At 64.5% G+C, this 19578-nt stretch carries 20 protein-coding genes; 8 read left to right on the forward strand and 12 right to left on the reverse strand.

Going from position 1 to position 19578, the window contains the following annotated elements; translation table 11 throughout:
• Positions 1 to 82 precede the first annotated feature (82 nt).
• The 3 genes from ACR9ZC_RS23065 to kdgD all read right to left on the reverse strand — a co-directional run bounded on the left by ACR9ZC_RS23065 (position 83) and on the right by kdgD (position 4050).
• Positions 83 to 1441 (reverse strand): MFS transporter, encoded by a 1359-nt coding sequence (locus tag ACR9ZC_RS23065; RefSeq protein ID WP_331570367.1) that lies wholly within the window; start codon positions 1439 to 1441, stop codon positions 83 to 85.
• A 93-nt stretch (positions 1442 to 1534) separates the two neighbouring features.
• On the reverse strand, positions 1535 to 3127 hold the full coding sequence (locus ACR9ZC_RS23070) for an aldehyde dehydrogenase (NADP(+)) (protein WP_481582046.1): 1593 nt from the start codon (positions 3125 to 3127) through the stop codon (positions 1535 to 1537).
• Entirely contained in the window at positions 3124 to 4050 is a 927-nt protein-coding gene (gene kdgD, locus ACR9ZC_RS23075; RefSeq protein ID WP_481582047.1) for a 5-dehydro-4-deoxyglucarate dehydratase, read from the reverse strand. Before kdgD ends, ACR9ZC_RS23070 begins: the two co-directional genes overlap by 4 nt.
• Positions 4051 to 4159: 109 nt before the next feature.
• Between kdgD and ACR9ZC_RS23080 the strand changes: the two genes are divergently transcribed.
• Together ACR9ZC_RS23080 and ACR9ZC_RS23085 are read left to right on the forward strand one after the other, a co-directional pair.
• Positions 4160 to 5050 carry a LysR family transcriptional regulator gene (locus ACR9ZC_RS23080; RefSeq protein ID WP_481582048.1) on the forward strand — a complete coding sequence of 297 codons (891 nt, stop codon included), beginning with the start codon at positions 4160 to 4162 and terminating at the stop codon, positions 5048 to 5050.
• A 74-nt stretch (positions 5051 to 5124) separates the two neighbouring features.
• A complete protein-coding gene (locus tag ACR9ZC_RS23085; protein WP_481582049.1) occupies positions 5125 to 5829 on the forward strand; it encodes a 16S rRNA pseudouridine(516) synthase in 705 nt (234 codons plus the stop codon).
• Here the strand turns inward: ACR9ZC_RS23085 and ACR9ZC_RS23090 are convergent.
• Complete coding sequence (locus ACR9ZC_RS23090) at positions 5823 to 6857, reverse strand: NAD-dependent epimerase/dehydratase family protein (RefSeq protein WP_481582050.1); 1035 nt, start codon at positions 6855 to 6857, stop codon at positions 5823 to 5825. The genes ACR9ZC_RS23085 and ACR9ZC_RS23090 overlap by 7 nt on opposite strands.
• A gap of 48 nt (positions 6858 to 6905) precedes the next feature.
• On the opposite strand from ACR9ZC_RS23090, the gene ACR9ZC_RS23095 reads away from it, so the two are divergent.
• Both ACR9ZC_RS23095 and ACR9ZC_RS23100 read left to right on the forward strand, forming a co-directional pair.
• Entirely contained in the window at positions 6906 to 7937 is a 1032-nt protein-coding gene (locus ACR9ZC_RS23095; RefSeq protein ID WP_481582051.1) for a CDP-6-deoxy-delta-3,4-glucoseen reductase, read from the forward strand.
• A gap of 306 nt (positions 7938 to 8243) precedes the next feature.
• Positions 8244 to 9428: an acetylornithine transaminase gene (locus tag ACR9ZC_RS23100; protein WP_331570381.1), complete on the forward strand. Its 1185-nt coding sequence runs from the start codon at positions 8244 to 8246 to the stop codon at positions 9426 to 9428.
• A gap of 123 nt (positions 9429 to 9551) precedes the next feature.
• Here ACR9ZC_RS23100 and ACR9ZC_RS23105 read toward each other — a convergent pair whose 3' ends face one another.
• The 7 genes from ACR9ZC_RS23105 to ACR9ZC_RS23135 form a co-directional block, all read right to left on the reverse strand.
• Entirely contained in the window at positions 9552 to 10268 is a 717-nt protein-coding gene (locus ACR9ZC_RS23105; protein ID WP_173259279.1) for an ABC transporter ATP-binding protein, read from the reverse strand.
• A complete protein-coding gene (locus ACR9ZC_RS23110; protein WP_331570633.1) occupies positions 10268 to 11044 on the reverse strand; it encodes an ABC transporter ATP-binding protein in 777 nt (258 codons plus the stop codon). The genes ACR9ZC_RS23105 and ACR9ZC_RS23110 overlap by 1 nt, the downstream gene beginning before the upstream one ends.
• 29 nt (positions 11045 to 11073) lie before the next feature.
• Positions 11074 to 12243, reverse strand: a complete 1170-nt coding sequence (locus ACR9ZC_RS23115) for an ABC transporter permease subunit (RefSeq protein ID WP_331570635.1) — start codon at positions 12241 to 12243, stop codon at positions 11074 to 11076.
• Between the two features lie 18 nt (positions 12244 to 12261).
• Positions 12262 to 13212, reverse strand: a complete 951-nt coding sequence (locus ACR9ZC_RS23120; RefSeq protein WP_440560704.1) for a branched-chain amino acid ABC transporter permease — start codon at positions 13210 to 13212, stop codon at positions 12262 to 12264.
• Positions 13213 to 13845 carry a hypothetical protein gene (locus ACR9ZC_RS23125; RefSeq protein WP_481582052.1) on the reverse strand — a complete coding sequence of 211 codons (633 nt, stop codon included), beginning with the start codon at positions 13843 to 13845 and terminating at the stop codon, positions 13213 to 13215.
• 107 nt (positions 13846 to 13952) lie between these two features.
• Entirely contained in the window at positions 13953 to 14912 is a 960-nt protein-coding gene (gene ispH / locus ACR9ZC_RS23130) for a 4-hydroxy-3-methylbut-2-enyl diphosphate reductase (RefSeq protein WP_331568422.1), read from the reverse strand.
• A 3-nt stretch (positions 14913 to 14915) separates the two neighbouring features.
• Complete coding sequence (locus tag ACR9ZC_RS23135) at positions 14916 to 15371, reverse strand: FKBP-type peptidyl-prolyl cis-trans isomerase (RefSeq protein WP_331568423.1); 456 nt, start codon at positions 15369 to 15371, stop codon at positions 14916 to 14918.
• 219 nt (positions 15372 to 15590) lie between these two features.
• Between ACR9ZC_RS23135 and radC the strand changes: the two genes are divergently transcribed.
• The 4 genes from radC (at position 15591) to nadB (ending at position 18641) form a co-directional block, all read left to right on the forward strand.
• Positions 15591 to 16274 (forward strand): RadC family protein, encoded by a 684-nt coding sequence (radC, locus tag ACR9ZC_RS23140; RefSeq protein ID WP_481582748.1) that lies wholly within the window; start codon positions 15591 to 15593, stop codon positions 16272 to 16274.
• Between the two features lie 234 nt (positions 16275 to 16508).
• Entirely contained in the window at positions 16509 to 16742 is a 234-nt protein-coding gene (gene rpmB, locus ACR9ZC_RS23145; RefSeq protein ID WP_173259265.1) for a 50S ribosomal protein L28, read from the forward strand.
• A 10-nt stretch (positions 16743 to 16752) separates the two neighbouring features.
• Positions 16753 to 16920, forward strand: a complete 168-nt coding sequence (gene rpmG / locus ACR9ZC_RS23150; RefSeq protein WP_121281636.1) for a 50S ribosomal protein L33 — start codon at positions 16753 to 16755, stop codon at positions 16918 to 16920.
• A gap of 122 nt (positions 16921 to 17042) precedes the next feature.
• Entirely contained in the window at positions 17043 to 18641 is a 1599-nt protein-coding gene (gene nadB / locus ACR9ZC_RS23155; protein WP_481582053.1) for an L-aspartate oxidase, read from the forward strand.
• A 19-nt stretch (positions 18642 to 18660) separates the two neighbouring features.
• Here the strand turns inward: nadB and nadC are convergent, their stop codons facing one another.
• Entirely contained in the window at positions 18661 to 19560 is a 900-nt protein-coding gene (gene nadC, locus ACR9ZC_RS23160; protein WP_481582054.1) for a carboxylating nicotinate-nucleotide diphosphorylase, read from the reverse strand.
• Positions 19561 to 19578 lie beyond the last annotated feature (18 nt).

Here is a 19578-nt window from a genome sequence, read left to right on the forward strand (position 1 = left end):
TGCCTTGCTTGCCGTCGTCCGTCGTTTGCTGCTCCACCTTGATTCGCTCCTATCGTGTTCGTTGTCTGCTCATCGCTTCCGATCATCGTACCGGCGCGAGTTCCACGCGCTGGATCTTGCCGACGACGAAGATGTAGCAAATGCATGCCACGAGCCCGTGCAAGCCGACGAAGACGAGCGCGCCGTTGAACGAACCCGTGTGACCGACGATATAGCCTACGGCGATCGGCGTCGTGATGCTCGACAGGTTGCCGAACGTGTTCATGAGCGCGCCCGAAAGGCCGGCGATCTGCTTCGGTGCCGTATCGGAGTTGACCGCCCAGCCGAGCGCGCCCAGTCCCTTGCCGAAGAATGCGAGCGCCATGAACGCGACCACGACCACCTGCGCATCCACATAATTGCAGATGACCATGCTCATCGACAGCAGCATCCCGAGCACGATCGGCACCTTGCGGGCGATCGAGAGCGAGGCGCCGCGCCGCAGCAGCGCATCGGAGATGATGCCGCCGAGGATGCCGCCGAGAAAGCCGCACACCGCGGGCACCGAAGCGACGAAGCCCGCCTTCAGGATCGACATGCCGCGTGCCTGGACGAGATAGATCGGAAACCAGGTGATGAAAAAGTAGGTCAGCGCGTTGATGCAGTACTGGGCGATATAGATACCCATCAGCATGCGGTTGCGCAGCAACTGCTTGATGTAGGCGACGTTCGGGCCGCTGCGGCGTTCGGCGGTCACGGCACGGTCGATATCGACGAGCCCCCCGCCGTTCTCGATGTACTCGATCTCGGCACGGTTCACGCGCGGGTGCTCTTTCGGATCGCGCACGAACACCTGCCAGGCGACGGCGGCGATCGCGCCAAGCACGCCCATGACGATGAACACATGATGCCAGCCGAAGCTATGCACGAGCCACGCCATGATGGGCGCGAAAATGACCGTGGCGGCGTATTGCGCCGAATTGAAAATGGCCGATGCGGTGCCGCGCTCGTTCGCGGGGAACCAGGCTGCGACGATGCGGCTGTTGGCCGGGAAAGCCGGTGCTTCGGCAACGCCGACGAGAAAGCGCAGTGCGAACACGGCGCCCACGGCGGCCGCGCCGGTCAGAAAACCGATCGTGCCTTGCGTGAACGTGAAGATCGACCAGATCAGAATGCTCGCACCATAGACGCGCCGCGAACCGAACTTGTCGAGCAGCCAGCCGCCCGGCAACTGCGCGATCACATAGGACCAGCCGAAAGCAGAGAAGATGTAGCCGAGCTGCACGGCGCTCATGCCGAGGTCCTTTTGCATCGCGGAGCCGGCAATCGAGACCGTGGCACGGTCGGCATAGTTGATGGTCGTCACGATGAACAACATCGTGAGGATCAAAAAGCGCACGCGCGTCGCGCGCAATGCGGTCGGGGTGCTCTGGGCTCCGACAGCGGGGGCCTTGATTTCCATATTGTCTCCTCCGTTTATTGGCGCCGCTTCGCTTGTTGCTCGCGCACGCCTTGCGTTGACCGGACCTGGGCCCGGCCGGTTTGCCGACCGCTCTCAGGCGCCCCCGGGCGCCGGTTGTCCGTCGACGAGGCGTCGCACGCCCCATGGGTTGGCTTCGCGCAATGCCTGCGGCAACAGCGCGTCCGGCAAGTCTTGATAGCAAACGGGCCGCAAGAAGCGCTCGATTGCCGCCGTGCCGACCGAAGTCGAACGCCCGTCGGTGGTTGCCGGCCACGGGCCGCCATGCACCATCGCGTGCGTGACTTCGACGCCCGTCGGCCAACCGTTCGCGAGAATGCGTCCAGCCTTGCGCTCGAGCGTCGGCAGCAACGTGCGCGCAAGTACGGCGTCGCGCGCGTCGTCCGGGTTCATGTGAAGCGTCGCCGTCAGTTGCCCCTCGAGCGAGCGCGACACGGCCGCGAGCTGCGCCGCGTCGCGGCAACGCACCACGAGCGCCGCCGCCCCGAAAATCTCCTCGTGCAGCGCGGGCTGAGCGAGAAAGCTGTCGGCATCGGTCGTGTAAAGTCCCGCCCGGCCGCGGTTCGGCTCCTCGCTGTCAAGGCCGCGCGCGACACAGCGCACGTTCGGCTCGTACTCCAGACGGTCGACGCCGCGGCGATAAGCCTCGCTGATGCCAGGCGTCAGCATCGGCTGAGCTGCGCGCTGCGCAAGCGCCGCTTTGGCCGCGCTCAGGAATCGGTCCAGGCCGGCACCGTCGATCGCGAGCACGAGCCCCGGGTTCGTGCAGAATTGGCCGGCGCCGAGCGTCAACGAATCGACGAACTGCGCGCCCAACGCGTCGGCACGTGCATCGAGCGCGGCCGGCAGCAGAAACACCGGATTGACGGCGCTCAGCTCGCCGTAAACGGGAATCGGCTGGGGGCGCGACTGTGCGATGCGCATCAACGCGATACCGCCCGCGCGCGAGCCGGTGAAGCCGACGGCCTGAATACGCGGATCGGCAACGAGCGCGCCCGATTTTTCCTTTTCGGCGAAGAGCAGCGAGAACACGCCTTCGGGCAGTTCGCAGCGTGCAACGGCGCGCTGCACCGCACTGCCGACGAGCGCGGAAGTACCCGGATGCGCCGAGTGCGCCTTCACGATCACGGGACATCCCGCCGCAAGCGCAGCGGCCGTGTCGCCACCGGCTACCGAGAACGCGAGCGGGAAATTGCTCGCGCCGAACACGGTGACCGGGCCGAGCGGAATCCGGCGCATGCGCAGATCGGCACGCGGCAGGGGCTTGCGCTCGGGCAGCGCCGGATCGACGCGCACATCGAGTGCATCGCCGCTTTTCGCAAGCCGCGCGAACAGCCGCAGTTGATTACAGGTACGCGCACGCTCGCCTTCGAGGCGCGCGCGCGGCAATGCCGTTTCAGCCATCGCCCGCTCGATCAGTTCATCGCCGAGCGCTTCGATTTCGGTTGCAATCGTTTCGAGAAACGCGGCACGCGCCGTGGGCGTCGTCTCGCGGTAGATATCGAAGGCGGCCTCGGCGAGCGTGCAGGCACGCAGCACCTCGTCGAGACTCGCGAGCGTGAAGGCCGGCTCGAGTGCCTCACCGGTCGCGGCTTCGATCGCGCGAAACGAGCCAGCCGTGCCGGCGACGCGCGCCGCTCCGATCAGGAGCTCGCCCGATACCGTCATGCTTGCACCTCATGCACGCGGCTCACGAGCTGCGACAGCTCGGCGAACTCCGCCTCGGTCAAATCCGTGAGCGGCGCCCGCACGGGTCCGGCCGGACGGCCGATCGCACGCATGCCCGCTTTGACGATCGACACCGCGTAGCCGCGCTTGCGGTTGCGCAGCGCAATGTAAGGCAGCACGAACTTGTTCAGCTCGGCATAGACCTTCGCATGATCGTTCGCGCGCACCGCCGCATAAAAATCGAGCGCGAACTTCGGCAGGAAGTTGAAGATCGCCGACGAGTAGGTCGTCACGCCGAGCGTCAGGTACGGCAACGCGAACGTTTCGGCCGTCGGCAGTCCGCCGACGTAGGTGAAGCGGTCGCCGAGGCGCGCGTGGATGCGCGTCATCAGTTCGAGATCGCCCACGCCATCCTTGAAGCCGACCAGGTTCGGGCACCGTTCGGCGAGCCGCTCGAGCGCGACTTCATCGAGAATCTGATTCGCGCGGTTATAGACGATGACGCCAAGCTTGGTCGAATTGCAGACCTGCTCGACGTGCGCGGCCACGCCATCGGTCGCCGCTTCCGTCAGATAGGGCGGCAACAACAGAATGCCGTCCGCGCCGGCAGCCTCGGCCGATTGGCAGAACTCCTTGGCCATTGCCGTGCCGTAGCCGGCCGGGGCGATGACGGGCACACGGCCGCCCGTTTCCTCGACGGCGGCGCGCACCACGCGGCTGACCTCAGCCGGCGTCAGCGAAAAGAACTCGCCGGTACCGCCCGCGGCGAACAGGCCCGCGGCGGGATGGCTGAACAGCCAATCGAGATTGGCACGGTATGCACTTTCGTCGAACGACAAATCGTCCTTGAAATGCGTAACCGGGAACGACAACAAGCCAGTGCCAATCTGGCGGGCGAATTCGGTGGGCGTATAGCGGGTCATGTTGATAGCGCGTGGAAAGCGTTCCTGACGAAGAATGAGGCGATTCTTGCACCGCGAACGATTCACGTCCAAGATAACGACTGACTCGATTAATACCTCTTTTGAATCGATGTTTGAACTAAGCCAGCTTCGCTGTTTCGTGGCCGTCGCCGAGGAACTCCATTTCGGACGGGCCGCCGAACGGCTTCACATGACCCAGCCGCCGCTGAGCAGACAAATCCGTCTGCTCGAACATCAGGTCGGCACCGAACTGTTCGAGCGCAGCAGCCGATCGGTGAGGCTCACCGCTGCGGGCCGCAGTTTTCTGCCCGATGCGGCCCGCATCCTGCGTCTGGCCGACGAGGCCGCCGCGACGGCTCGTCGGGTGGCGGCCGGCGCCGCGGGTTCGCTCGCGATCGGCTTTACGGCGTCCGTGGGCTACGGCGTGCTGCCTTCGCTCGTCAGCGCGGTACGAGCGGCCTCCTCGGGCGTGAGGCTCACGTTGAAGGAGATGGTGAGCGGCGCGCAACTCGAGGCGCTCGATGCCCGGCAAATCGATGTCGGTTTATTGCGCCCGCCCGTCGAACATGGCGAACTCGTCGCACAGCCGTGCACGCGCGAAGCGCTCGTGCTTGCGTTGCCCGTCGCGGCCGCCCAGCAGTGGCCCGCGCGGCCCGCACTCGCCGATTGCGCTGGCAAGCCGCTGCTCATGTATTCGCCGTACGAGGCCCGCTACTTTCATCAGCTCGTCAGCGGCCTGCTGGAGCGCGCCGGCGTATTGCCCGATATCGTGGAGTACGTGAGTCAGATCCATTCGATGCTGGCGCTCGTGCGCGCGGGCATCGGCGTCGCGCTGATTCCCGCAGCCGCGGCCATGCTGCGGTTCGAAGGCGTGGTCTACCGGCCCGTGCGCACGACGCCCGCGAGCCCCGTCGAGCTGCTGTTCGTACATCGCAACGATAACGACAACCCCGTATTCGCGATGCTCAAGGACGTGCTCTACAAGACGATCGCGGGTTGAGACGGCGCGCCGCGTGGCGATCGATACGTTCGGCCGCTTGGTAGAATGCGCTCGATTTATTTGCGCACTGCCCCATGGACCTCGAAAGCATTCTCTTCACGCAGGGCTTCGGCTCGCGACGGCAGTGCCGCGCGTTGATTGCCGAAGGCCGCGTGCGTATCGGCGGCGCCGTTTGCCAGGAGCCCACCGCGGAGTTCGCAACGGCTGCGCTCGAATTCGAGGTGGACGCCCGCCGCTGGCAGTACCGGGAACGCGCCTATCTGATGCTGAATAAGCCGGCCGGCTACGAATGCTCGCGCGAACCGCAGCACCACCTGAGCGTTTTTGCGCTCTTGCCCGCGCCGCTGGTGGCGCGAGGCGTGCAGTGCGTCGGGCGGCTCGACGAGGACACCACCGGCTTGCTGCTACTGTCGGACGACGGTCAATTCGTGCATGCCTATACGTCGCCGAAGCGCAAGGTTCCGAAGACTTATCTGGCAACAACGCGCCACGCGCTCGACGAGGCGCAGCTCGCCGCGCTGCGCTCGGGGGTCCTGTTGCACGGCGAGCGTCAGCCGCTCGCCGCCGCGGCCGTCCACGCGCGCGGCGAGCGATGCCTGGAGCTGACGATCAACGAAGGCAAGTATCACCAGGTGAAGCGCATGATCGCCGCGGCGGGCAACCGCTGCGAAGCGCTGCACCGCCAGCGGATCGGGGGGCTCGCACTGCCCGATGCGCTCGAGCCGGGTGCCTGGCAGTGGCTCGGCGAGCACGAGTTGGGCGCGCTTGCCGGTCATTGACCGGGGCCGGTACGCACCGTCGCAAGAAAATCGTCGACGCTCGGATAACGCAGCTTGACGCGCAACTCCCGGACGAGGCGCCCGTTGGCGAGGCGCCGTGACTCGCTCATGAACGAGAGCGTCACGGGTTCGAGCTGCTGCTCGGCCTGCTGGCGCGAAATGCGTGGGACGCGGGCGAGCCCGTACGCATCGGCGACGCGGTCGAAGTACTCCCCCATCTTCAATACGCTGTCGTCGCTGGCATGGAAGACCCGCGAAACCGCGCCGCGAGCGAGCGTGCGCAGCAGGATCGCCGCCAGATCGTCGGCATGGATGTGGTTCGTGTAGACGTCGTCGGCATCGACGAGCGCCGGCATGCGGCGCTCGATGCGCGCCAGCGGCAGCCGATCAGCTGCATAGATGCCGGGAATCCGCACGATGCTCGCGGCGAGCGCGCCGCGCGCCGTCGCGCGCCGCAGCGTCCGCTCGGCGCATACACGGCGCTTCGCGCGGGCGTTCACAGGCTTGACGGGCCGCGTTTCGTCGATCAGGGCGCCGCCGCAATCCCCATAAACTCCCGTCGTGCTCGCATAGACGAGACGTATGCGCCGCGGCGCGACGAAAGCGTCGGGTACAATACTCGTTTGTCGCCGCTCCGCTGATGGCTGCGTGCGTGTGGCTGCGCCCCGCAGCCGACCCGCCGGTGCGACGGGCCCACGCGCGGCGCGCAGCTTCGCCGGCGCGGTCAGCGCCGCAACCAGCGCGCGGGTACGCGGGTCCGTATCGCCATCGGGCGGTGGCGGCGCGAGATGCAGCACCGTCGTCGCGAGACCTGACAGGCGCCGCAGGCTGCGCGCCACGTCGAGATCGCCGACGATTGGCGTGATGCCCGCGGCGCGCAGCAGTGGCGCGCGTTCGGCGTGACTCGTCAGCGCGATGACGCGCGTTCGCGCGGCTCGGCGCACGAGCAGGCCCGCCGCCCGCAGGCCGACGTCGCCGCATCCGACGATCAGCACGCGTGAGCGCCGCAGAAGTCGTGTGGTTCTCATGGCCGGCATTGTAGCCGGCCCCTGGATTGACATCTTCGTTGCAAAGCTATGGCCTATAACGTGACCCTCCGGCAAAGCGGCCGGCAGTTTCAAGTGGAACCCGACGAAGCCGTGCTGACGGCCGCGCTGCGCCAGAACATCGGCCTGCCGTACGGCTGCAAGAACGGCGCGTGCGGCTCGTGCAAAGGCACGCTCGTGTCGGGCCAGATCGAACAGCGTTCGCATTCGTCGTCGGCATTGTCGAACGACGAAAAGACGCGCGGGATGGCGCTCTTTTGCTGCGCCACCGCCCAGTCGGATCTCGTCATCGACGTGCGCGAGATCGCCGGCGTCGGCGATATGCAGGTCAAGAAGCTGCCGTGCCGCGTGAACGCCATCGAGCGCCGGGCCGACGACGTCGTCGTACTCAAGCTGCAATTGCCCGCCAACGAGCGTCTGCAGTACCTCGCCGGCCAGTACATCGAGTTCATCCTGAAGGATGGCAAGCGCCGCAGCTATTCGATGGCGAACGCACCGCACGAGGAAGGCCCGATCGAACTGCATATCCGCCACATGCCGGGCGGCACGTTCACCGATCACGTCTTCGGCACCATGAAAGAGCGCGAGATCCTTCGCTTCGAAGGCCCGCTCGGCACGTTCTTCCTGCGCGAGGATTCGTCCAAGCCGATGGTGCTGCTCGCCTCGGGCACCGGCTTTGCACCGATCAAGGCGATCATCGAGCACGCTTTTCACCGGAACCTCGAACGCCCGATGACCCTTTATTGGGGCGGTCGCCGCAAGAAGGACCTCTATTTGATGGACCTTGCGCAGCAATGGGAAAAGGATCACCCGAACTTCAAGTTCGTGCCGGTGCTGTCCGAGCCCGACGCAAGCGACGCCTGGAGCGGCCGGACCGGCTTCGTGCATCGCGCCGTCATCGAGGACTTGCCCGATCTCTCGGGTTATCAGATCTATGCGTGCGGCGCGCCGGTCATGGTCGAAGCGGCACAGCGCGACTTCACGAGTCATCATGGCCTGCCCGGCGACGAGTTCTACGCCGATTCGTTCACGAGCGAAGCAGATCTCGCCAACGCGGTGTGACATACGGCGGCGTGGGTTTCAATTGGGTGACATGCGCCGGCACAATGGCGATGCGCAACGCGGGCACGACGAAGCGATTGCATCGATGCGCGCGCTGTCGTATTCTTGCGCGCATGAACCGCATGCACACCCTTTTCCGACGTCGCCGCTCGCTGCCCGCTTGGGAAGCCGTCGGCTCGTCGCGGATGCGCGCCTCACAGCAACAACGCTAGGCGCAAACCCGGTCAAACAGCGAAAGCCACGGACTCCCGTGGCTTTTTTCATTTTTACGGATCGTTGCCTTCTCTCACTCTCGCGGAGCGCCCCATGCATTTCAATGAATACCCGACGCAATCGCTGATGTACATCACGAACCGGCCCGAGGTCGTCTTCACCCATGGCGAAGGCTCGTGGATCTTCGATAACGAAGGCAGGCGCTACCTCGATTTCATTCAAGGCTGGGCCGTGAACTGCCTGGGTCACTGCAATCCCGGCATGATCGAAGCGCTCGAAAAGCAGGCGCGCACGTTGATCAATCCGTCGCCGGCTTTCTACAACGAGCCGATGGCAAAGCTCGCCGGCCTGCTCACCGAATACAGCGTCTTCGACAAGGTGTTCTTCGCCAACAGCGGCGCGGAAGCCAACGAAGGCGCGATCAAGCTTGCGCGCAAGTGGGGCCGGAAATTCAAGAACGGCGCATACGAGATCATCACGTTCGATCACAGCTTTCACGGACGGACGATCGCCACGATGTCCGCGAGCGGCAAACCCGGCTGGGACACGATCTACGCGCCGCAGGTCCCGGGCTTTCCCAAGGCCGAGCTCAACGACATTGCGTCGGTCGAGCGACTGATCGGCGACAAGACGGTCGCCGTCATGCTCGAGCCGATCCAGGGCGAAGGCGGCGTGATTCCCGCCACGCGCGAATTCATGCGGGAGCTGCGGGCATTGACGCAGCGGCACAACGTGCTGCTGATCGTCGACGAAGTGCAAAGCGGCTGCGGTCGCGCGGGCACGCTTTTCGCCTACGAGCTGTCCGGCATCGAGCCCGACATCATGACGCTCGGCAAGGGCATCGGCGGCGGCGTACCGCTTGCCGCGCTGCTCTCGAAGGCCGACGTCGCGTGCTTCGACGCGGGCGATCAAGGCGGCACCTACAACGGCAATCCGCTCATGACGGCCGTCGGCTACTCCGTGCTCTCGCAATTGACGGCGCCCGGCTTCCTCGAAGGCGTGCGTGAGCGCAGCGAGTACCTGCGCGAACGGCTCATCGAGTTGTCCGCGGAACGCGGCTTCGAGGGCGAGCGCGGCGAAGGCCTCTTGCGAGCGCTCTTGCTCGGCAAGGACATCGGCCCGCAGATCGTCGAAAAGGCCCGCCTCATGCAGCCCGATGGCCTGCTGCTCAACGCTGCGCGTCCGAACCTGCTGCGCTTCATGCCGGCGCTGAACGTGACCACCGAGGAAATCGATCAGATGATGGCGATGCTGCGGGAGGTGCTCGACTCGCTCTGACCGTGCGCCGCGGGGCCATACACTGTGCCCCGCGGTGACCGCCGATAAACGAGAAAGGCCGCATGCAAGAACATGCGGCCTTTCTCGTTGGGGCGGGCGGACCCGCCCGGTCACGACTGGCTCTTACTCACCGAGATAGGCGGCGCGCACCTTCGGATCGTCGAGCATATCCTTCGCGTTGCCCGACATGGTGACCGCGCCGGAGTCCATCACATAGCCACGATCCGCAGCCTGCAGCGCGAGCCGCGCGTTCTGCTCCACGAGCAGCACCGTGATGCCCTCCTTCGAAATCTCCCTCACGACCTCGAAGATTTTCTCGACCATGATCGGCGAGAGACCCATCGACGGTTCGTCGAGCAACAGCAGCTTAGGCTTCGACAGCACGGCGCGCGCCATCGCCAGCATCTGCTGCTCGCCGCCCGAGAGCGTGCCCGCGAGCTGGCTCGCCCGCTCCTTCAAGCGCGGGAAGAAGCCGAACATACGCTCGACGTCCTTCTTGATGCCGTCCGTATCGTTACGCAGATACGCGCCCATCTGCATGTTCTCGACGATCGACATGCGCGCGAAGATGCCGCGCCCTTCCGGCACCATCGCCAGACCGCGCTTGAGCAGTTCGTGCGGCGGCACGCCCTTGATCGATTGACCGTTGTACTCGATATCGCCCGCCGAATAGGGCTTCAGGCCCGTGATGGCCTTCATCGTCGTGGTCTTGCCTGCGCCGTTCGCGCCGATCAGCGTGACGAGCTCGCCCTGAGCGACCTCCATGTCGACGCCCTTGACCGCCTGAATGCCGCCGTAATTGACCTGCAGGCCCTTGATTTTCAACATTGCCGTAGCCATCAGTGGACCCCCGCTCCGAGATATGCCTCGATCACCTTCGGGTCTTTCTGCACATCCTGCGGCAGACCTTCAGCGATCACCTTGCCGTAATCGAGCACCGTCATGCGATTGCACAGGTGCATCACGAGCTTCACGTCGTGCTCGATGAGCAGGATCGTCCTGCCGTCGCCACGGATTTTGTCGAGCAGCTTGGTGAGCTCGAGCTTTTCCGTCGCGTTCATGCCCGCAGCCGGCTCGTCCAACGCGAGCAGCTTCGGATCGGTCGCCAACGCGCGCGCGATCTCGAGCCGGCGCTGATGGCCGTACGAGAGGTTGCGCGCCGTGTAGTCGGCGTATTGCAGCACGCCCACGTACTCCAGCAGCTCCAGCGCGCGCTCCTTGATCTCGCGCTCTTCCTGGCGCTCGGCCGGCGTCTGGAACACTGCGCCGAACAGGCCGTGCTTCGTGCGCACGTGACGGCCGACCATGACGTTTTCGAGCGCCGTCATGCCGCCGAAAAGGCGGATGTTCTGGAAGGTACGCGCGATCCCCGCCTTCGCCACCTGGTAGACGGCTTCCGGCTTGTATTCCTGGCCGTCGAGCCTGAACTCGCCCGAGTCGGGCGTGTAAAGGCCGGTGATCACGTTGAAGAACGTCGTCTTGCCGGCTCCGTTCGGGCCGATCAGACCGTAGATCTGTCCTTCCTCGATTTTCAAGCCGACGTCGGACAGCGCTTGCAGCCCCCCGAAGCGCTTGTTCACGCCCGTGACGGACAAACGAATGGATTTGTTGCTCATAGAAATATCTCCAGCCTTGGCTTCGGGCATTAGGCGCGCGCCGGCTTCTTGCTGCCGCGCTTGGCCAGTTTCGCGATTCGGTCCTCATGCTTCGCCGCGGGCCACAGACCCTCCGAGCGATAGAGCATGATGAGCACCATGGCGAGGCCGTAGAGCAACTGACGGATCACTTCCGTATCGACGATCTGGTGACCAAAGATCCAGTGCTGCAGCGGACCCATCGTCGAGCGCAGGAATTCGGGGAAGATAGCGAGGAGCACCGCTCCGAGGATCACGCCCGGAATGTGGCCCATGCCGCCGAGCACCACGCAAGCCAGCACAACGACCGATTCCCAGAACGTGAACGATTCGGGCGACACGAAGCCTTGAAAGCCCGCGAACATCGCTCCCGACAGGCCGCCGAACGATGCGCCCATCGCGAATGCGAGCAGCTTCACGTTACGCGTGTTGATGCCCATCGCCTTGGCGGCGATTTCGTCTTCGCGAATGGCGGCCCAGGCGCGACCGATACGCGAGTGCTGCAACCGCGTGCAAACCCAAATGACGAACAACGAACACAGCACGAACAGGTAGTAATACATGTAGACCGACGGCAGCTGCATGCCGAACAGCGTATGCGTTTGCGACAGATTGAAGCCGGCCACGTGAACCGGGTCGACACCCGTAATGCCCTGCGGCCCGTTGGTGATGTTCACCGGACGGTCGAGGTTGTTCATGAAGATCCGGACGATTTCCCCGAAGCCCAAGGTCACGATGGCGAGGTAATCGCCGCGCAGCCGCAGCGTCGGAGCGCCAAGCAGCACACCGAAGAACGCGGCGAGCCCCATCGCGATCGGCACGACCACCCAGTACGGCGCATGGATGCCGCCGGGGAACATATGGCCGATCCACTCGAACTGGTTCGAGAGGTGGGGCGAAGTGAGCAGCGCCGCCGTGTAGGCCCCCACCGCGTAAAAGGCGATGTAGCCCAAATCGAGCAGGCCGGCGAAGCCGACCACGACGTTCAGGCCCAGCGCGAGCATCACATAGAGCATCGCGAAGTCGAGCACGCGCACCCAGTAGTTGCCGCCGGCTGCGCCGATCAGAAGCGGGGCCGCGATCACGAGAGCGGCTGTCAGCACACCGACGACGAGGGTCTTCGCTGCGTTCTTTTCAGGGATGAGCGTCGTGGACGGCTCGATCGGTTGAATTGAGGTCATGTTTCTTGCTCCTTGCCCTTACGCACGGTCTGCCACGCGCTCGCCGAGCAGACCCGACGGACGGAAGACGAGGACGATGATCAGCACGATGAATGCGAATACGTCCTGATAGTTACTGCCGAACACACCGCCCGTCAGATTGCCGATGTAGCCGGCCCCAAGCTGTTCGATCAGGCCGAGCACCACACCGCCGACCATTGCGCCACCGAGGTTGCCGATGCCGCCCAGCACCGCTGCCGTGAACGCCTTCATGCCGGGAATGAAGCCCATGTAGAAGTGCACGTTGCCGTATTCGGACGCGATCATGACGCCGGCCAGCGCGGCGAGCGCGGAGCCGATCATGAAGGTTGCCGAGATGACGAAGTTGGGGTTCACGCCCATGAGACTCGCGACGTTCGGGTTCTCGGCGATCGCGCGCATCGCGCGGCCGAGCTTCGTCTTGTGCACGAGCAGCAGCAGGCCGCCCATGACGAGGAACGCAACGGCGATGATCACGATTTCCGTCATCGAGATGACCGCGCCCGGATTGTTCTCGCCGGCGGTGATGACGTTGATCGGATCGGTCGACAAGAGCTGCGGGAACGGCAGCGGGTTGCGCGACCAGATCATCATGGCCAGCGTCTCCAGCAGGATCGATACCCCGATTGCGGTAATGAGCGGCGCGAGGCGCGGCGCCCGGCGCAGGGGCCGATAGGCGGCGCGTTCGATCACGTAGCCGACGACCGCGCACACCGCGGCCGCAACGATGAGCCCGATGATCAACGTCGGGATGTTGCCGAGTCCGGGGAAGTGGTTGTGCAGCACCGAGATGGTCGATAACGCGACCATCGCGCCGACCATCAGCACGTCGCCGTGGGCGAAGTTGATGATGCCCAGAATGCCGTACACCATTGTGTAGCCCAGTGCGATGATGGCATAGACGCAGCCGAGCACCAGACCGTTGAGGATCTGCTGGATGAAGATATCCATTTAAAGCTCCTTAGCCAGTGCGACTGGATTTGCGCCCGGTGTCCGCCGTAATGCGGACGGTTGACGAAAATCGCAACGGCACTGCGGGTACTGATAAAAAAACCGGTAAGGGTTGGCCGCCTCACACGCGCCGCAAGTAGCCGTGATCCGGCGGCCGGCCCGATGAGGCGGATGCAAAAACGGCACCGTCGGGTAGCGGTGCCGTCGGACTACTGCTTCTTCGTTACTGCGATGAACCGGTGCCATGGCGGGCGCCGTCACGGCACCGCCATTCGTCGGACGATTCCGGGCGATGCCCGCGCAAGCCGGCCGGAAACGCCAGTCCTGCGTCGTTCCCGCGAAAGCCGTGCCGATTGCGCGGGCGGCGAACACCACCGCCGCCTCGCCATCGCTCGCCTCGCCGCTGCTCGATTTGCCGATCGCGGCGTAAGCAAACTGGACATGCATTAACTCGGTCTCCTGCGCCTTGCCGAAACTAGTGCCGAAGGTCACCGGACCTTTAGGACGCGCGCATTGTAACTCCAATTGAGGGCTGGCCAATAAAGGGGATCGGCAGGGTTTTCCTGCATTGCAACCTTTTTTTGAGGTATCTATTTGGCCAGGATTGCAACCCGGTTGCAATCCTGCCGACATTTTGAGGAGCAACCACGCAAGGCCGGCGCGAATGGCGAATAAAAAAGCGCGCTCGAGGGCGCGCTTTTTTTGAGAAAAGAAATCGCCGAGGCTGTCGGCAGCAAAGCTTACTCGGGCAGCGTGAGGCCACGCGGCAGCGGGAAAGCGATGCCCTCCTCGATGCCTTCCAGCGCGCGCACGTTGCGCACGCCGAGTTCGCGCAACCGGCCGATCACCGCCTGCGCCAGCACTTCGGGAGCCGAGGCGCCGGCCGTCACGCCGATGCGGCGTTTGCCCTCGACCCAGGCGGGATCGATCTGTTCGGGCGCATCGACCATATAGGCGGGCACGCCGCGCTTTTGCGCAACTTCCCGAAGCCGGTTCGAATTCGAGCTGTTGGGGCTGCCGACGACGATTACGACATCGCACTGCGGTGCCATGAATTTGACCGCATCCTGGCGATTTTGGGTGGCGTAGCAGATATCCTGCTTTTTCGGCTCGCGGATGGAGGGGAAGCGGGATTTCAGCGCCGAAATGATTTCCGACGCATCATCCACGGAAAGTGTCGTTTGTGTGACGAATGCGATGCGCTCGGGGTCGGCCGGCTCGAGCGAATGGACGTCCTCGACGCTCTCGACGAGATACATGCCCTCGGCGCACTGCCCCATCGTCCCCTCGACCTCGGGGTGCCCCTTATGGCCGATCATGATGATATCGAGGCCTTCTTGCCGCATCTTCGCGACCTCGATGTGCACTTTCGTCACGAGCGGGCAGGTCGCGTCGAAAATGCGCAGTCCGCGCGCATCGGCCTCGTCGCGCACGGCCTTCGATACGCCGTGCGCGCTGAAGATGACCGTGCTGCCCGCCGGTACTTCCTCGAGCAATTCGACGAAGACCGCGCCCTTTTTGCGCAAGTCCTCGACGACATAGGCGTTATGGACGATCTCGTGCCGCACGTAGATCGGCGCACCGAACAGCTTGATCGCCCGCTCGACGATTTCGATCGCGCGATCGACGCCCGCGCAAAAGCCGCGCGGCTGGGCGAGCAGGATTTCGGCGGTGGCGAGGGAAGTTTCCATGAAGCTCATGTCTTACAAAATTCCGATGATTTTCACTTCGAACGTGAGCGCCTGGCCCGCGAGCGGGTGATTGAAGTCGAAAAGCGCCGACGTTTCGCCGACCTCCTTGAGCACGCCCGCATAGCGGCCGCCGTCCGGCGCGTTGAATTCGATCACGTCGCCCGGGGTGAAATCCTCGTCGACCATGCCGTTTTCGCGCAAGGCGGCCAGCGCGACGCGCTGAACCAGTTCGGGATTGCGCTCGCCGAAGGCTTTTCCCGCGCCTAGCCGGAAGGTGGAATGGTGTCCCGTCTTGAGCCCCACGAGAATGTCTTCCAGCGGCGGCGCGATTTGCCCCGCCCCGACGAGCAGCGTGGCCGGCTTGTCTCCGAAGGTATTGACGATGTCGGCGCCGTCGGCCAGTGCAAGCCGGTAATGGAGGGTGACGTGCGAGCCGGGTTTTACTTCGGAGAGATCGATGATGCTCATGGGAATAACTCGTTCGGTCGGAGCGCAGGGTGCGCGCCGTGCATGCAACGCAAAGCCGCCGCGGCCGCGTCGCCCGACGCAAAGTCTGTATTGTAAGTCACCTGGCGGTGGGCACGCATGGGCGGCGAAGACGCGGCCGGACACACCGCCGCGGCGGCTTGCGATGGTGGGAGAGCGTTGATGCGGGATAGTTCTTATAGTTCCTGTCCCATCGCCGGCATGGGAGAAAAAGAGGCGCAGGACCGGCGCCCGCGCGACATGCCGCGCGAGCGGCTCTTCGGCGCCGGAGCGGGCGCGCTTTCCGACACGGAGCTCATCGCCATTTTCCTTGGCTGCGGCTTGCCCGGGCGCGACGTCTTCGAACTCGCCCGGTCGCTGCTCGAGCGTTTCGGCTCGCTGCGCAGCATGCTCGAGGCAACACCGGCCGACTTCCGGGGACTGCGCGGCATCGGGCCGGCCAAAACGGCCGTATTGCTTGCGGTCGTGGAGATGGCCCGTCGCGCGCTCGCCGAAAAGGCCCGCGAGATGCCATTCATCGATTCGAGCGCCGCGGTGGAAGACTACGTGCGCCTGCTGATCGGTACCCGGCCGTACGAGGTATTCGTCTGCTTGTTCCTCGACGCGCGCCACCGACTCATCGACAGCGAGGAAAGCGCGCGCGGCTCGCTCACGCGCATGGCCGTCTACCCGCGCGAGATCGTGCGCCGTGCGTTGGCCGTCAATGCCGCCGCACTCGTCGTGGCGCATAATCACCCCTCGGGCGCGGCCCAGCCGAGCGCGAGCGACCGCCAGCTCACCCGCATGCTGCGCGACGCCCTGGCGCTCGTCGACATCAAGCTCGTCGATCACCTCGTGGTGGGCCGCAGCGCCGTTTTCTCGTTCGCGCACGCCGGGTGGCTTTGATGTGCGCAGCACCGGCTGGCGGCGGCCCGGCGGGCGAAACGCAAATTCGGTTTGATTTATCGGCTCTTTTTCTGCTAGAATCGCCGTCTACCTCTTTTCCAACACGTTCCGCAGCCCCGATTCGTAACGTAAGAAGCGGTAAGAATCGTCAGGTCCGGCAGTTGGCCAGAGTTGGCCAGCCGGCTTGAGCCGAGGCTCGAACCCCGAATAAAAGCGTTTTAGGAGTGCTCTCATATGGCACGCGTATGCCAAGTAACTGGGAAAGCGCCGATGAGCGGCAACAACGTTTCCCACGCGAACAACAAGACGAAGCGGCGCTTCCTGCCGAACCTGCAATACCGCCGTTTCTGGGTGGAGAGCGAAAACCGGTGGGTGCGCCTGCGCATCTCGAACGCCGGCCTGCGCCTCATTGACAAGAACGGCATCGATTCCGTGCTCGCCGATCTGCGCGCACGCGGCGAAGTCTAAGGAGTAAATCATGGCGAAAGGCGCACGCGACAAGATCAAGCTCGAGTCGACCGCGGGTACGGGTCACTTCTATACGACGACCAAGAACAAGCGCAACATGCCGGAAAAGATGGCGATCATGAAGTTCGATCCCGTCGTCCGTAAGCATGTTGAGTACAAGGAAACCAAGATCAAGTAATCTGGTTTTCGGCGAGCCTGAAGACAACGAAAAGCCCCGCCCTCGTGCGGGGCTTTTTGCGCATGGCTTCGTTGCAAACAGCCAGGCGACGCCGAGCCCGAGACTGAGGACAAGGACAAAACATGAATTTCGATGTCGTGATCGTGGGCAGCGGGCTGGCAGGGTTGACCGTTGCACTGAATCTCGCCGAGACGCGGCGCGTGGCCGTCGTGGCGAAACGCTCGATGACCGAGGGTGCGAGCGACTGGGCGCAAGGCGGCATCGCAGCGGTGCTCGATTCCGCGGACAGCATCGAAAATCACGTCAACGACACGCTAGTCGCCGGTGGCGGGCTCTGCGACGAAGCGGCAACCCGCTTTATCGTCGAAGGCGGCCGCACGGCGATCGAATGGCTGATCGCGCAAGGCGTGCCGTTCACGCGTGACGCGGCGGCCGAACTCGGCTTCCACCTGACGCGTGAGGGCGGCCACAGCCACCGGCGGATCATTCACGCAGCCGATGCCACGGGCCATGCCGTCGTCGCCACGCTTTCGGAATGCGTGCGCCGTCACCCGAACATCACGCTGCTCGAAGATCACTACGCGATAGATCTCATTACGTCCGATCGCCTCGGTCTTCCGGGCCGCCGCTGCCATGGCCTGTATGCGCTGGACCTCACGAGCGGGCGCACCGTCACGCTGCAAGCGCCGAACACGGTATTGGCCACGGGCGGCGCCGGCAAGGTCTATCTCTATACAACGAATCCCGACACGGCCACCGGCGACGGGATTGCCATGGCATGGCGTGCGGGCTGCCGGGTCTCGAACATGGAGTTCATCCAGTTCCACCCGACATGCCTCTTTCACCCCTACGCGAAGTCATTCCTGATCACGGAAGCCGTGCGCGGCGAAGGCGGACGCCTGCTGCTGCCCGACGGCACGCGTTTCATGCCGGCTCATGACGAACGCGCCGAGCTCGCGCCACGCGATATCGTCGCGCGCGCCATCGACTTCGAAATCAAGAAGCGCGGCATCGATTGCGTCTATCTCGACATCAGCCATCAGCCGGCTGCTTTCCTGCACGAGCACTTCCCGACGATCCTCGCGCGCTGTCTCGAGTTCGGCATCGATATCACGAAAGATCCGATTCCCGTCGTGCCCGCGGCCCATTACACCTGCGGCGGGGTCGTCACGGATCTGGCCGGCCGCACCGACTTGGCCGGGCTCTTTGCCGTCGGCGAAACGGCCTGCACAGGGCTGCACGGCGCGAACCGGCTTGCCAGCAACTCGCTGCTCGAATGCCTCGTCATTGGGCGCGCCGCGTCCGCGGCCATCCAAAGCGATGGGTTCGAAGCCGCCGCTCACGCGCCGCTGCCCGATTGGGACGAAAGCCGCGTTTCCGATCCCGACGAAGAGGTCGTCGTCGCCCATAACTGGGACGAATTACGGCGGCTCATGTGGAACTACGTCGGTATCGTGCGCACCGACAAACGGCTGGCACGGGCGAGGCATCGGATCGCGCTGCTGCGGGACGAGATTCAGGAGTACTACACGAACTTCAAGGTCAGCCGGGATCTGCTGGAACTGCGCAATCTCGTCGATGTTGCCTCGCTCATCGTCGAGAGCGCCCGCTCGCGGCGCGAAAGCCGCGGGCTGCATTTCTCGCGCGATTGGCCGTCGGCGCTGCCGAAGGCACTGCCCACCGTACTGGCCCCCGAGCGCGTGCGCAACCGGCAAGCGTGACTGGGCGCGACGTGACGGCTCAGACGATTCGCATCGAGTAATCGGTCGCGCGCACGTCCTTCGTCAACGCGCCGATCGAGATCCGATCGACACCGGTCTCGGCAATCGCGCGCACCGTATCGAGGTTGACGCCGCCCGACACTTCCAGCACCGCCCGGCCCGCCGTGAGCTTGACGGCGTCGCGCATTGCGTCGAACGAGAAATTGTCGAGCAGGATCGATTGAGCGCCGTGCGCGAGCGCTGACTCCAGTTGCGAGAGCGTCTCCACCTCGATCTGAATCGAGACGCCGGCGTCGAGCGCGTAGGCGGCATCGAGGGCGGCGCCCACGCTGCCCGCCGCGGCGATATGGTTTTCCTTGATGAGGATGCCGTCGTAGAGCGCAAGCCGCTGATTCGCCCCGCCACCGACACGTACGGCATATTTCTGAGCGAGCCGCAGCCCGGGCAAGGTCTTGCGCGTGTCGAGAATGCGCGCGCGCGTGCCCGCGACAATGTCGGCGTAGCGGCGCGTCGCCGTGGCCACGCCCGACAGCAATTGCAGAAAATTGAGCGCGTTGCGTTCCGCGGTCAGCAGCGCGCGCGCAGGACCGCGCATCGTGCAGACCTCCGAATCGGGCGCCATGCGATCGCCCTCGCGGTACCGCCAATGAAGTTTGATCGCCGGGTCGACCTGGCGCATCACGGCGGCAAACCACGGCACGCCGCACAGCACCGCATCTTCGCGAACGACGACGCGGGCATCGCGCACACTGTCAGCCGGGACGAGCCGGCCTGTGAGATCGCCATCGCCGATATCCTCGGCGAGCGCGTCGGCGACATTGCGTGCGAGCGCCGCATCGAATGCGTCACCGTACTCGGCCTGGATTTCGGCAAACAAAGGCGACACGGCGGCGGCTTCCTTGGGCTCTGCCCGTGACATAGCTTGCATCGGCCGTGC

Source organism: Trinickia sp. HAY1-2D, from assembly GCF_056754935.1.